This is a genomic window from Arundinibacter roseus, from assembly GCF_004348825.1.
In the GTDB taxonomy this organism is placed as follows: domain Bacteria; phylum Bacteroidota; class Bacteroidia; order Cytophagales; family Spirosomataceae; genus Arundinibacter; species Arundinibacter roseus.
On record NZ_SMJU01000002.1, the window covers coordinates 478,573 to 491,937 of the forward strand.

Below are 13,365 nucleotides of genomic sequence, written 5' to 3' on the forward strand. Positions count from 1 at the left end.
GATGATCAATCAGAATAGCCATACAAACATTATGTTTTGTATGGCTACATTTTTTTTAAGCAGGTAGTAAATTTCAATCAATTTTTTAGCCGTGTATTTAAAAGGTAAGAAAGTTCTTTTGGGTGTAACAGGAAGCATTTCGGCCTATAAGTCAGCAATATTAACGAGATTGTTGGTAAAAGCAGGTGCCGAAGTTCAGATCGTTATGACCACTGCTGCTAAGGATTTTATAACTCCCTTAACGCTCTCAACCCTTTCCAGGCGTCAGGCACTGTCGGCTTATGTAGGTTTAGAAAATGACACCTGGAACAACCACGTAGAACTTGGCTTGTGGGCGGATGTTATGCTGATTGCGCCGGCTACTGCCAGAACTCTGGCCAAATGCGCCAACGGTCAGTGTGACGATTTACTTACTGCGGTCTATTTGTCTGCCCGGTGTCCGGTGTTTTTTGCACCTGCCATGGATGTTGACATGTACCTGCATGGGTCAACCCAGAAAAATATTCAGCAGTTGATGTCTTATGGAAACCAAATTATTTTACCCGGAGTTGGAGAATTAGCCAGTGGCCTGACCGGCGAAGGACGGCTACCGGAGCCCGAAATACTTATACAGGAACTCGAAAAATATTTTGCCGCAAAGTCGGTTGCTCGGGGAAAACGGGTGATATTAACGGCCGGACCAACGCAGGAAGCACTTGATCCCGTGCGGTATATCAGCAATCATTCAACCGGTAAAATGGGCTACGCCATTGCCCATGCTTTTGCGTTGGCAGGCGCAGATGTTACGCTCATTTCCGGTCCGGTAAGTATGCCTGCACCCGATTCGTCCATCAGGTTGATCAAGGTGCGTTCCGCGCAGGACATGTATGAAGCCTGCGAGGAACGTTTTGAGGCCTGCGATCTTGCCATTTTTTCAGCCGCCGTTGCCGATTATACCCCAAGGATGGTTTCGGATCGAAAAATTAAGAAAAAAGAAACGGAGTTTCAGCTGCAACTCACCAAAACCGTGGATATTGCGGCAACTCTGGGGCAGCGCAAAAAAGAGCATCAACTGCTCGTTGGCTTTGCCCTTGAAACAGACAACGAAATGGCTAATGCTGCCGATAAACTGCACCGTAAAAATCTGGATTACGTAATCTTGAATTCCATGAATGATACGGGCGCAGGATTTGCGCACGATACCAATAAAATTACCGTTATAGAAAAATCTGGCGTCATTCGCCAGTTTGAATTGAAATCCAAACAGGAAGTTGGGCAGGATATTCTTGAAATAATTCTTGAAAAATGGAGTGAACTATGAAAAAGTACGGAATAGTCTATGCGTGTATTTGCCTGATTTTTCTGGTGACCGAAGGGAAAGCACAGGAATTGAATTGTACAGTAAATCTCAATTTTGATCAATTGATCGCACAGCAAAAAACGGATGCGCAATCAATGGATCAGCTCAAAACCTATATCAGCGAGTTTGTCAATAACACCCGCTGGACCAATGAACAATTTGCCCCGGAAGAACGGATCAAATGCAGACTCAATATCAATCTTATACGCTCGTTAACACAGGGAAGTTACGAAGCCAATGCACAGTTGATCATCACCCGTCCGGTTTATAATGCAACCTACGAGACAGTTTTGTTTACATTCGTTGACCGGAATTTTAATTTTACGTTTCTTCCCAACAACCCGATGTTCTTTAATGAGAACAATTATACCGACGAGCTACCTTTTACTCTGGCTTATTATGCCTACATCGTGCTTACGCTTGACTACGATTCGTTTGGAAAACAAGGGGGAAATCCATATTTACAACGGGCATTTAACCTGGCAAATTTGGCTCGAAATGCATCGTCTTTTCAAAAAGCATGGAGTACTACCGGAGATTCGCGCAACAGATATTCGCTCGTCGAGAACCTGATGAGTCAACAGTTTATACCCTTTCGCGAGGGAATGTATACCTACCACCGCCTGGGGCTTGATGTCATTACGGTAACTCCCGGACTTACCCGAAAAAAGGCCATGGAAATGCTCACTACCGTAAAACAAGTGGCGCAGTTAAGGCCGGGTGCGGTGGTGATTAATTCTTTTTTTGATGCTAAATCCGAAGAGTTGTATAATCTTTTTCGGGAAGCTTCACCCGACGAACGTCAACAGGCCTATACGATGCTTTCATCGCTGGATCCTACCAAAACAGAACTTTACCGAAAACTGATTCAATAGGTTTTTGAATACAAAAATTTCATTTTAAACTCTTTTCCAAATGAGCAAGCGTTTGGTTCGACTGTTTTCTGCCCATTTACCGGATCAAATCAATACACTGACTGGCATTGACCTCCACGTGGTATTATATGATGGAAATACTGCTTTTGGACGATTGAAAAACCATACTCCTGAATCGTTTAATCTTGTTGATTTGCGCGGTTATATCCACAGTTTTGAATATGCCGAAGTTGAAGTAGTCATCTTTGAAAAGAGTAGTAAAAAGGAGCAACTACCCATGCTCTGAAATTTAACCTTGGTTTTTCCAGATAGCTGTCTGTGCAACGAACCACCTTCATTTCTGATTTGTTGAATTGTTAACTACCTTCGCAAAGCAATGTTAGGTAGCTCGAATCTATGCTCGCGAATCTTCTTATAAAAAACTACGCTCTGATTGAGCACCTTGAATTATCACCTGATTCTCAGCTCAATATAATTACCGGGGAAACCGGAGCCGGCAAGTCCATCATGCTGGGAGCAATTGGCTTATTGCTGGGAAATCGGGCCGATACAAAGTCTTTATACGATCCTACCCAAAAATGTATCATCGAAGGGGTATATGATGTATCAGGGTATGCACTTGAACATATTTTTGAAGAAGAGGAACTCGACTTTACAACGCATTGCATTGTCCGGAGGGAAATTAGCCAGGCTGGGAAATCCAGAGCGTTTGTCAATGACACACCGGTAAACCTTGAAACTTTACGCCGGGTTACAAGTCAACTTATGGATATTCACTCTCAGCATGATTCTATCATGTTGGGGAATAATGAATTTCAATTGACCGTAGTAGACGTTTACGCCCAAACCGAAGCGCTGTTGAAGAAATATCGCAGCGATTACAAAACATACAAGCAAAGTAAGGAAACCTACGAAACGCTCAAACAAGAAGCTGATCGGCTGCGGAGGGAATTTGATTACAATAATTTTTTGTATCAGGAACTTGCCGAGGCAGCCTTGCAACCGGAGGAGCAGGATCAGCTGGAACGTGAGCTTAATATTCTTGAAAACGCCGTTGAAATAAAGGAACGTCTTCAATTGGCCTATGAGTACCTGGATAATCCTGAGCAATCGGTACTTGATATGCTCAAAAGTGCCGTTGGAAGTCTTAGTCAGGCGAGCAGACTGGTGTCAGAATATGAGCCCCTGCGCGAACGCGCTCAAAGTACCTTGATTGAACTTCGGGATTTGGCCAATGAAATTCAGTCTGCAAGTGGTCAGGTAGAACTGGATGACGACCGCACAGTTTTGGTAAAAGAAAGGCTGGACCTGATTTATCAACTCCTGCAAAAACACCAAATGAAATCGATTGCTGAGCTGTTGACCTTGCAGCAGGATTTGGAAAACAAGGTGAGTAAGGTGATGAACCTGGACGAAGATCTGGCCAAAGCACTCCTAAAAACCGAACGAGCGCAGGAGAAGATGCTTCAAAGTGCCAAAAAACTTTCAGCAGTGCGACGATCGGTGACGACTTCTATTGAAAAAAATATTTGCGAAGGATTATCTGAACTTGGCATGCCCAATGCCTCACTCCGAATTGATGTAGTCGAAATTGCGCCTACGGCTGATGGAATCGATTTTATTTCATTCCTGTTTAGCGCCAACAAAGGCATTCGTCCACAGGAATTGCGAAATGTTGCCTCTGGTGGAGAGTTTTCGCGGTTGATGATGGTCATTAAGTATATTCTGGCGGATAAGCGCAGATTACCAACGATTGTTTTTGATGAAATTGACACCGGCGTATCGGGCGAAATCGCTATAAAAATGGGAAATATGATGCGGCAAATGGCTCATAATCATCAAATTATTGCCATTACTCACCTGCATCAAATTGCAGCACAGGGCGAAGCGCATTATTTTGTTTACAAAGATCATTCGTCGGAAAAGACTGTAAGCCGGATTCGTAAATTAACTTTTGAAGAACGCGTTCACGAAATTGCACAGATGATTGGCGGGAATAAACCCTCTGAAATTGTGATTCACAATGCCCGCGAAATATTACTTGGAACAGCTGACCAATCGAAAAAAAAGAATCAAACTAATTTATTTTAACCCTCAATAATAACCCCTCATGAAATTAAAAACCGGACTCAGCAGCTTGCTGATTTTCGTGGCAATGGCCTGCAATCAGGAAGCTGAGCAGGTAGCTTCGCTGGAAAAAGAAGTGTTGGCTATTCACGATGAAGTGATGCCTCAGATGACTGACATCATGAAACTGAAAAGACAGTTGTCTACCAAAATAAATGAGCTTGACAGCCTTCAACAGGAAGGTGTGAGCAGTACTACTTTCGCCGAACAACGCCTGAAAGCCCTCGATCTGAGCCGTAATCTGATACTTGCGGATAGCCTCATGATGCAGTGGATGTATACATACCGTGGCGACTCAGCAAAGGCTTTGCCCGCCAAAGATGCTTTGGGTTATTTTCAATCGGAAAAAGAAAAAATCTCAGAAGTAAAACTAAAAACGGATCAAAGCGTTCAGGCTGCAAAGGAGTTTTTAAAATAATAGTATTTTCATTATCAATAGATTATCATGCCCAAATCAAGAATAAAACATTCTTTATATTTACTCGTCTTCACTGGAATTATTTCCTGCCAAACATCCCCAAACAAACTACCAATTTTAGGCGAACGAGAGCCGATTACCAAAGAAGTGGATGGTAAAACGGTGGTTGATACGCTGTATCATACAATTCCGGATTTTGCTTTTGTGAATCAATTGGGGGATACCGTAACTCAGAAAAATGTAAAAGGTAAAATTTATGTTACTGATTTTTTCTTTACTACCTGTCCGACGATTTGCCCGGTGATGAAAAAACAGATGGTGAAAGTGTATGAAAAATTTAAAGGAAATGAGCAGGTAATGATTCTTTCACATACTATTGATCCCGACCACGATACGCCCGAAGTTCTGAAAACGTTTGCGGCTGACCTGGGAATTGAAGGTACGCAGTGGCAGTTTTTGACCGGTCCCAAAGAAAAAATTTATGAAATAGGGCAGGGTAGTTATCTCGTAACCGCCAAAGAAGATGCCGAAGCCGAAGGCGGCTATATTCACAGCGGAGCCTTTATTTTGATTGATAAAGAGCACCGCGTACGTGGCATGTACGATGGAACCACCGAAGAAGGAGCAGAGAAGTTGATGAAAGATATTGATATTTTATTAGCCGAATACAAATGAACAACGTTTGGAAAATCGCTACGGGACTTGTGTTCTTGTTGATTTTGGTTGCAGGATGTCAGGATTCGGAAAAACTTAAACGGGATCAATATTATTCGGAAGGATATCAATTGTATACGGTCTATTGTGCCAATTGTCATCAGACCGATGGAAAAGGGATGGCCAATTTGTATCCGCCAATTTTACCTTCCCTAAAATCCTACACAAAGAATGAGCTAATTTGTACCATCAAAAACGGTATGAAAGGGGAGTTGGTCGTTGCGGGTAAAACCTATAATCGCCCGATGCCTGCAAACCCAAAGCTAGCTGATATTGAAATTGCCGAAATTGTAACGTATATGTACAATACGTGGGGTGAAGAAACCAACTATACCCCGATTGATTCTGTAACAGCCGCGCTCAATGCATGTTCGGTTAAACCTTGACTTTGGTATTTTATAAATCAGGTTCAAAATCAAACGTTCCATACGGTTTCCGAATGCTCATATAGGAAAAATCCTGACTTGCATCAAGTCCTTTTCCTTTGGTGTAGGAGCCGGTAAGCAAATTTTCAATCAATACATCTTTTTCCGTAAATACCTTTTGAGTAGTAGGATTCCAGTATAATTCAGGAGTTTTAAGCCGCCGTCTTTCGATTTTGTTAACCACAATAACGTTGCCCTTTACGATGTATAAATTTTTCAATTGATCAAATCGGCCGGAATCTGACCGAAGCGTGGTCACAATTTGCTGACTCAAAGGGTCAAAAAAATTGATATTGACCGTATCCGGAAACGTTTTGTCTTCATTTTGATACCTGAGCTGAACAGGAGTTTTTACTTCAACACGCAATTGTCCGGCTTCACTATACAAAATCCTGACATCGTGAACTTCCTCAATCGGGCCCTTATAAAGTTCAGGATCTGCTTTTTTGTCGTCTTCACAGCTCCATAAAAAAACGACCAGTAAAAACACCCCCGTAACATTTCCTAACCAGGAAAAGCCACAGGTATGTGCAAAGCGGAATTTGAAGCCCTGGACCATACGAGTCAACCAAACGACAATTAGTTTAGATAGAAGAATCAGAGAATGTTTAATCAATTTTTTGTTTCTGAAACCAGATATCAGCCAATGTCAACCCAAGGATAAAACGCCCGTAGCGTTCTTGAATTGATTTGTTGCTCACCACGCCCCGCTGCCCGCCAATGACGGTTAAGGTAAAGGAATTTCCCCCCCGACCAATTGGAAAGGAGCCACCAAAGCTAAAATTGGTATCGTTCAATTCCATTCCATCCGGACTGAAAGGCATCTTTCCATGGCTGAAACCTGCCCGATAAGCTGCGAGGTCAAAGTACCTTGTTGACGTGATGCGGGGGATAAATTCAAGTCCTACGTGAACCCGCCCGGCGTTGGTCAGTCCGTCGTTGGTATTGGCAAAGCTGCGGTATTCTGACCAGTTTTGTTTTTCATAATCTACCGCTACTGTAAATTTGTAGGGCCATTCGAGGCTTACACCTACACGGTATTTAGAAGGCAGAGTGACACCGCCTTTGGTGTTATTGGTGAGCGTATCGGGAAGTCCAACGGGAAAACTATTGCTGCTTAATTCAAAACTTGTCGTTTGCCGAGAGTTCATTTCACTGCCCAACGCGTAGGTGGCACCGAAATTGAGATTCAGCTTATTGTCTTTTTTCAAAGGAAGCCGGACAGCTGTACCTGCTCTGAATCCGAAATCAGCGTAGCTGTTGCGCTCCACCCGGCTAACGAGGTAGTCGCGCCCGTCACCAATGAGAAGCTGCGATTCAGAAGCCCGGCGAACGTTTCCAAAAAGATAGGATGCTTCCAATCCCACGCTAACATATTTACCCAATTGAAAAGCGTTGGTAAAGGCAGCCTTGTTGATTGCTCCTTTTCCAGAGTAGTAATAGTACGTATCGTAGATAGTATCAGGAACTTTGGCGTTGGTCCGGCTTTCAAAGTCTACGAAACTGTAAGGTTTCAGGCTTATACCCAATGACCACTTGGGCGCTACCGGAAACGACAGAGCGAGATAGCCGATATTGGCACCAAAATCACGCTGAGATGCATTTTCTGATTTGATTTCTTTGTATTGTCCAATTGCCCCAAACTCGAATGTGGTGTAGCGATTGCGTACCCACAAGGCAGGGTTAAGGTTGTTGATGTGTATACCGTTGGAGCTACTTACGCCAGCTTCGCCCATCCCGAGGGTGGAGGCAAAAGCGTCGCTGTAAGGTTCACCAACTCCCAAAACTGTGTACGGCGAATTGCCTAATCCTTGTCCAGAGGCAACGGGTAAAAAGCTGCCGGAAAGTCCGGTAAGGAGCAATAAAACGGCGAGAAATTTATTTTTTTTGTAAAGAGACATTATATAGTAAAATACGGTTCAATCCAATTAATACAAGTTCTGGGATTACAAAGATGGGTGGTTTCAGATGACTTTCAAAAAAGGCAGCGTCACCTCCACATAGGACCACTTGACACGAAGGAGATAATTCTTTGTATGCGTCAACAATCCCATTAATTTCAGCAATTAATCCATTCAAAACACCACTTTCCATCGCGTGTTTGGTACTCTTTCCAATAAGAGCAGGTATTTCGCCGGGCTCAATTAAAGGAAGCCTTTGAGTAAACGAATGCATGGCTTTAAATCGCATACGCATTCCCGGTGAAATCAGCCCGCCTTCAAATTGGGCACGGCTATTTAAAAAATCATAGGTAATACAACTCCCCATATCAATAATTACCAAATCCTGCTGTGGCAACACACTCATAGCCCCCACCGCAGCGGCTATCCGGTCAGCACCGAGCGTTTGCGGAGTGTCGTATTTTTTCTCAACAGGGACGGGGGTTGTATAGTCGAGATTCAAAATCGGGACGTTTAGTTGGAGTGCCTGACGGAAATCTTCAGCGGAACGGCCAACGGATGAAAACAGAATGTTATCACCGGGCGATTCTCTGATTACTTCCAGCAATTCATCAAAGGACAGGCGGGTTTTATACCGAATCAGATTTTCACCCGAAAACCACCCAACCTTAGCATATGTATTTCCCGAATCAACGACGATATTCATGATTCCGCAAAATTCTTCTTTTATTCGCATAAAAACTAACCTCAAAGGGAATAGTATGGTTGAAAGTGTATTAAAATGGTTGCAACAAAGCTTTTTAGGGAATACCTGGGCGAGTTACTGCTGGACTTTGGCGGTTTTGTTACTAGGTTTTACTCTCCGAAAGGGAATTTCAATGACCCTTAGCCGTTTGGTATTCCGAATGGTACGCAAGGAGAGTGAGAACGTGCCCTGGTCTGAGTTTATGCGCCTGCTGCGCCCCCCGTTTGAATTTTTACTTTCATTACTAATTGTATACCTCGCCATTCAAAGCTTGTCGTTGCCCTCTGAATGGGGTTTTGAACCGGGAAAGAAGTTTGGCCTGGGAATGGTTGTTGAAAAACTATTTGCTATTGTCACAATAGTTGCAGTCACCTGGCTGGGCGTTCGTTTTATAAAATTCATTGGATTGGTGTTTAAACAAAAGGCTCTACTGACAGATTCAAAGCTGGACGATCAGTTTGTGCCATTTTTTAGAGACTTGCTCATTCTCCTGTTCGTACTAACGATGGGATTTGTGGCACTGAGTCGAATATTTGCCGTTGATGTACTGACCGTCGTGACGAGTTTAGGTATTGGCGGGTTAGCAATTGCCCTGGCGGCCCGCGAAACGCTGGAAAACTTGTTTGCTTCCTTTGCCCTCATGCTCGATCGCCCTTTCACCGTCGGAGACTCTGTAATCGTGGGTGGAATTGAAGGTACAATCGAAAAAGTAGGATTTAGAAGCACGCGGCTACGGACGTTTGAGGGCAGTTTGGTGACGCTCCCTAATCGCCTGCTTACGTCCCAATCGCTTGATAATCTTACCGAAAGACGTCTAAAAAGAGCCAAGTTTACAATTCAGATTGCGTATGATACTCCATTGGAAAAAATTAAAAACCTGGTGAAGCAGATACAGGAAGTACTCGATACACATTCAGAAACAAGTACAGAACAAGGAGTGGTGCGACTTGATACACTGGGCGAAAGTGCACTGGAAATTATGGTTACTTTCTTTGTGGTTACTCAATCGCCGCGGGAGTTTAACCGTGTAAAGGAAGAAATAAACATCAGAATTTTGGAAATAATAAACCAGGAAGAGGTTAGATTTGCTTTTCCGAGCAGAGAGTTGTATATTCGCAATGAATCCAGGCCGGATCCTCCACAAATTTAGCCCGTTTTTTATTGTTTCAATTATAGAAAAACGCTGGTTCTCATTGAAAAATGATTTTTTTGCAGTAACATTGCGGCCTATTCCAGCCCTATCAAATCAACAATTCTTTTTCGTTAGCAAACCAATTATCCGTTCCAGGACTTCCTCATCCTATCTTTTCTGAATGCATCATTGTTTATCATGACGTGACCCCTGTTATAATCACCCATTCATCGAATCAATCAAAACATCTTAATCGTTCTTAAACACTTATCAAGTAAAGTTCTGCTTTGCTTCTCATTTTTGTATGCTTACAATTGATGAACTTAATTTAAAACTCTTATCGGAGTTAAGGACTATTGCGGAAAAATTTGCCATAAAAGATTTCAGCAAGCTTCCCAAAAAAGACCTTATTTACAAAATTCTCAACCAACAGGCAATCATGCCTTCCGAAGAAACTTCTGATACGACGAAAGATACTCCAAAGAAAAAAAGAGCTCGCCGTCCGGCAGTTCAACCCAACGAAATTGAATTTCATACGCTTTCAGACACTGCCATAGAAAGCCCGGCAAGATCGGAAGAGGTGAAATCAGAACCTGAGCCCATAGCGAAGGAGGTAGATATGTCCAAAAAAAGTCGTCCGCCGCGTCGCCCGATAGGAAGAGTAGATAAAGCGCCAAGCGAACGGGATACTTCGGCAGAAGTAGGGGAAGATTTGGATCTTTCGGAAGATTTGGGAACGGTATCGCCCTCCACCGATTCGGATGAACAAAAGCCTGAGCCCGTGGCAGTGGTAGAAAATAAAGAAGAGCAACCCGTCAGGGAGCCCGAAAACAAACCGGAAAGGCATCCGGTAGCTCGTCAAAATGAGCAAGAACGGCCCACTCAGCCACAACCTCCCCGGGAAGATCATACCAATAAAATCAAGCGTAATTATAATAATTATGTCCGTGAGTTTGATGGTCTTATCATCAATGAAGGGGTGCTTGAAATTATGCAGGATGGTGGCTATGGCTTTTTGAGATCGGCAGACTATAATTATCTTGCCAGCCCGGATGATATATATGTATCTCCATCTCAGATAAAGTTGTTTGGACTGAAAACCGGAGATACTGTCAAAGGTCAGATTCGCCCACCCAAAGAAGGTGAGAAGTATTTTGCCCTCCTGAGGGTAGAAACCGTAAATGGAAAAACTACCGAACAAATTCGTGACCGTATTCCGTTTGAATATCTGACACCCCTTTTCCCTGAGGAACGGCTGAACCTCAGCACCCGCCCCGATCAGTTCTCTACCCGTATTCTCGATCTTTTTGCACCCATCGGAAAAGGGCAGCGCGGGATGATTGTGGCACAGCCCAAAACCGGTAAAACGGTTCTGCTTCAGGAAATAGCCAATGCCATTACACGCAACCATCCCGAGGTATTTCTGATCATTCTCCTGATTGACGAACGTCCAGAAGAAGTAACCGATATGCAGCGAAATGTACGTGCTGAGGTGATCTCGTCGACCTTTGATGAACAAGCCGATCGTCACGTAAAAGTGGCAAGCATCGTGCTGGAAAAAGCAAAACGTATGGTGGAGTGCGGACACGATGTCGTCATTCTTCTCGATTCTATCACGCGCCTTGCCCGAGCCTATAATACAGTGGTTCCGTCCTCTGGAAAAATCCTCTCAGGCGGTGTTGATGCAAACGCCCTGCACAAACCCAAGCGTTTCTTTGGTGCTGCGCGAAATGTAGAGAAAGGAGGTTCGCTTACCATCATCGCCACCGCACTGATCGACACAGGATCAAAAATGGATGAGGTGATTTTTGAAGAATTTAAAGGAACCGGTAATATGGAGTTACAGCTTGATCGTAAGCTGTCCAACAAACGAATGTTCCCTGCAATTGACGTTATGGCTTCAGGTACACGTCGGGAAGATTTGTTACTTGATAAAGAAACGCTCAAAAAAGTCTGGATTTTACGGAAACATATGTCAGATATGAATCCAATGGAATCTATGGACTTTTTACTGGAAAATATGAAAGGTACTCGTAATAATGAAGAGTTTCTGATTTCGATGAACCGATAAAATTTAGGTAGCTGTTGAGGCCTGCTTCAAAATTTGAAGCAGGCCTTTTTTGTGTGCAATTTTTTACAAAATTTATTCAAAATATTGTAAATGCGTGACATTTAGGCTGTTTATTGGTCTAAACATAGTTTTACTCAAACCCTCAAAACTATGTCAACCTATAAAATTCCCTGGTGGATTGCGCTTTTTGCATGGATCGGTCTGTCGACCTATTGGCACGTTTGCAAAATAAAAGAGCTTTGTGAAGCTCCGCTAATTTCAAAAGAAGTTCAGAGACCATCCCTACACATAGAAGATGGAAACGCTCTTTCACTTCATTCGGCAGGAACTATCGATTTTGCCAAAGCTTACTTTGAAGCAAATGTCAAACAGGTTCAGCCCGAACTGGATTCTTTGGTTCGTTATTTACGGGTTCATCCCCAAAAGCGATTATCTATTGTTGGGGCTTATGCAGCCCTTGAATCCAATCCTACGTCATATCCTGATTTGGGAATAGCCCGCGCAGAATACATCAAGCAACTATTTGTTAAACAAGGACTTCCTGATTCTATTTTCACAACGAGCAGTCGATTGATCGGCAATGCAGAAATCCGGGAGGATTCTTTGTTAAGCGGCGTTTCGTTTGGCTTTACCGAAGTCGTCCCTCAAACAGAAGATGCACTTGCGAGGGCGGAAGTTTTTGAAAGCGTATTTAAACCGCTTGACCTGTATTTTCCCTCAGGCAGCTCGGATTTTATTCGTACGGACGAAAATGCTGAGTTTATAAAGGAGGCCAAACGCTTTCTTTCCGAAAATCCTGATAAAAAATTGATGCTTACCGGCCATACCGATAGTGATGGTGACGAAGCCCGCAATGTGGTACTGTCAGAAAAAAGAGCCAATCAGGTGAAGAAAGATTTGGTAAAGGCAGGTTTGTCGGTATCTCAGCTCATGGTTGTGGCCAAAGGAGAAACTGAGCCCAAGGCTTCTAATGATACTCCGGAAGGCAAGCGTGCCAACCGTCGCGTGAGCATTGTTGTTCAATAATTTCTTCTTCCAACTCCAAAACATTCCAAAATATATGTTTGAATTAAATCCTCTTGCACAACCTGATGCCTGGTGGCAGCATATATGTATGCTGTTGGGCGCTGGCATAATCGGCTACATTATCGGGTATCGAACCAGTAAGGATCAGGCAAAAAATCTGGAAAATGAATTAAATTCAATTACTTCCGATTTGAATGATTGTCTCAAATCGGGAAGTTCTACATCTACTACCCATGATTCCAAAGAGTCGGCGTTAAGACTGACGGCAGAACCTGTGGTGGCAGATACAGAAAAGGTTCTGCCTGATGACCTGAAACTTGTAGAGGGAATAGGTCCGAAAATCGAAGAAATACTAAATGAAGAAGGTATCCTTACGTTCATGCAGTTGAGTCAGGCTAATCCTGAGGATATCGTGCAGATGCTCCGGAAAAGAGGCCCACGATTCCAAATGCATGACCCGGCCACATGGCCCCGGCAAGCCGGGTTAGCCGCTGCCGGAAAATGGGATGACTTGAAAATCTGGCAGGCCGAGCTTAACAAAGGCCGTACTTCCTAAATCACACGAATTTTTGTAGACTTTAACTGATTAAGC

The 13,365-nt window shown here is 43.4% G+C and carries 14 protein-coding genes; 11 read left to right on the top strand and 3 right to left on the bottom strand.

Features of this window, described 5'->3' with window-relative positions; genetic code table 11:
* The first annotated feature begins 91 nt into the window (after positions 1–91).
* The 7 genes from coaBC to EZE20_RS04590 all read left to right on the top strand — a co-directional run bounded on the left by coaBC (position 92) and on the right by EZE20_RS04590 (position 5,859).
* On the top strand, positions 92–1,300 hold the full coding sequence (gene coaBC / locus EZE20_RS04560) for a bifunctional phosphopantothenoylcysteine decarboxylase/phosphopantothenate--cysteine ligase CoaBC (RefSeq protein ID WP_132114939.1): 1,209 nt from the start codon (positions 92–94) through the stop codon (positions 1,298–1,300).
* Entirely contained in the window at positions 1,297–2,214 is a 918-nt protein-coding gene (gene porD / locus EZE20_RS04565) for a type IX secretion system protein PorD (RefSeq protein WP_132114941.1), read from the top strand. Before coaBC ends, porD begins: the two co-directional genes overlap by 4 nt.
* A 40-nt stretch (positions 2,215–2,254) precedes the next feature.
* Entirely contained in the window at positions 2,255–2,500 is a 246-nt protein-coding gene (locus tag EZE20_RS04570) for a hypothetical protein (RefSeq protein WP_132114943.1), read from the top strand.
* Between the two features lie 110 nt (positions 2,501–2,610).
* Entirely contained in the window at positions 2,611–4,305 is a 1,695-nt protein-coding gene (gene recN / locus EZE20_RS04575; protein ID WP_132114945.1) for a DNA repair protein RecN, read from the top strand.
* Positions 4,306–4,324: 19 nt separating this feature from the next.
* Positions 4,325–4,759: a viral A-type inclusion protein gene (locus EZE20_RS04580; RefSeq protein ID WP_132114947.1), complete on the top strand. Its 435-nt coding sequence runs from the start codon at positions 4,325–4,327 to the stop codon at positions 4,757–4,759.
* 27 nt (positions 4,760–4,786) lie between these two features.
* Positions 4,787–5,434, top strand: a complete 648-nt coding sequence (locus EZE20_RS04585) for an SCO family protein (protein WP_132114949.1) — start codon at positions 4,787–4,789, stop codon at positions 5,432–5,434.
* Positions 5,431–5,859, top strand: a complete 429-nt coding sequence (locus tag EZE20_RS04590; protein ID WP_132114951.1) for a c-type cytochrome — start codon at positions 5,431–5,433, stop codon at positions 5,857–5,859. The genes EZE20_RS04585 and EZE20_RS04590 overlap by 4 nt, the downstream gene beginning before the upstream one ends.
* A 10-nt stretch (positions 5,860–5,869) precedes the next feature.
* Here EZE20_RS04590 and lptC read toward each other — a convergent pair whose 3' ends face one another.
* From lptC to EZE20_RS04605, 3 genes are read right to left on the bottom strand one after another with little or no spacing between them, the layout of a single operon-like run.
* Positions 5,870–6,457 (bottom strand): LPS export ABC transporter periplasmic protein LptC, encoded by a 588-nt coding sequence (gene lptC, locus EZE20_RS04595; RefSeq protein ID WP_132115124.1) that lies wholly within the window; start codon positions 6,455–6,457, stop codon positions 5,870–5,872.
* Positions 6,458–6,506: 49 nt separating this feature from the next.
* Positions 6,507–7,799: a hypothetical protein gene (locus EZE20_RS04600; protein ID WP_228713532.1), complete on the bottom strand. Its 1,293-nt coding sequence runs from the start codon at positions 7,797–7,799 to the stop codon at positions 6,507–6,509.
* Complete coding sequence (locus EZE20_RS04605) at positions 7,777–8,505, bottom strand: type III pantothenate kinase (RefSeq protein ID WP_132114952.1); 729 nt, start codon at positions 8,503–8,505, stop codon at positions 7,777–7,779. Before EZE20_RS04605 ends, EZE20_RS04600 begins: the two co-directional genes overlap by 23 nt.
* Between EZE20_RS04605 and EZE20_RS04610 the strand changes: the two genes are divergently transcribed.
* The 4 genes from EZE20_RS04610 (at position 8,504) to EZE20_RS04625 (ending at position 13,329) form a co-directional block, all read left to right on the top strand.
* Positions 8,504–9,694, top strand: coding sequence for a mechanosensitive ion channel family protein (locus tag EZE20_RS04610; RefSeq protein ID WP_132114954.1), 1,191 nt, complete (start codon positions 8,504–8,506; stop codon positions 9,692–9,694). The genes EZE20_RS04605 and EZE20_RS04610 overlap by 2 nt on opposite strands.
* Positions 9,695–9,980: 286 nt before the next feature.
* Complete coding sequence (gene rho, locus EZE20_RS04615) at positions 9,981–11,747, top strand: transcription termination factor Rho (protein WP_132114956.1); 1,767 nt, start codon at positions 9,981–9,983, stop codon at positions 11,745–11,747.
* A gap of 150 nt (positions 11,748–11,897) precedes the next feature.
* Positions 11,898–12,773: an OmpA family protein gene (locus EZE20_RS04620; protein ID WP_132114958.1), complete on the top strand. Its 876-nt coding sequence runs from the start codon at positions 11,898–11,900 to the stop codon at positions 12,771–12,773.
* Positions 12,774–12,807: 34 nt separating this feature from the next.
* On the top strand, positions 12,808–13,329 hold the full coding sequence (locus EZE20_RS04625; RefSeq protein WP_132114960.1) for a hypothetical protein: 522 nt from the start codon (positions 12,808–12,810) through the stop codon (positions 13,327–13,329).
* The last annotated feature ends 36 nt before the right edge of the window (positions 13,330–13,365 follow it).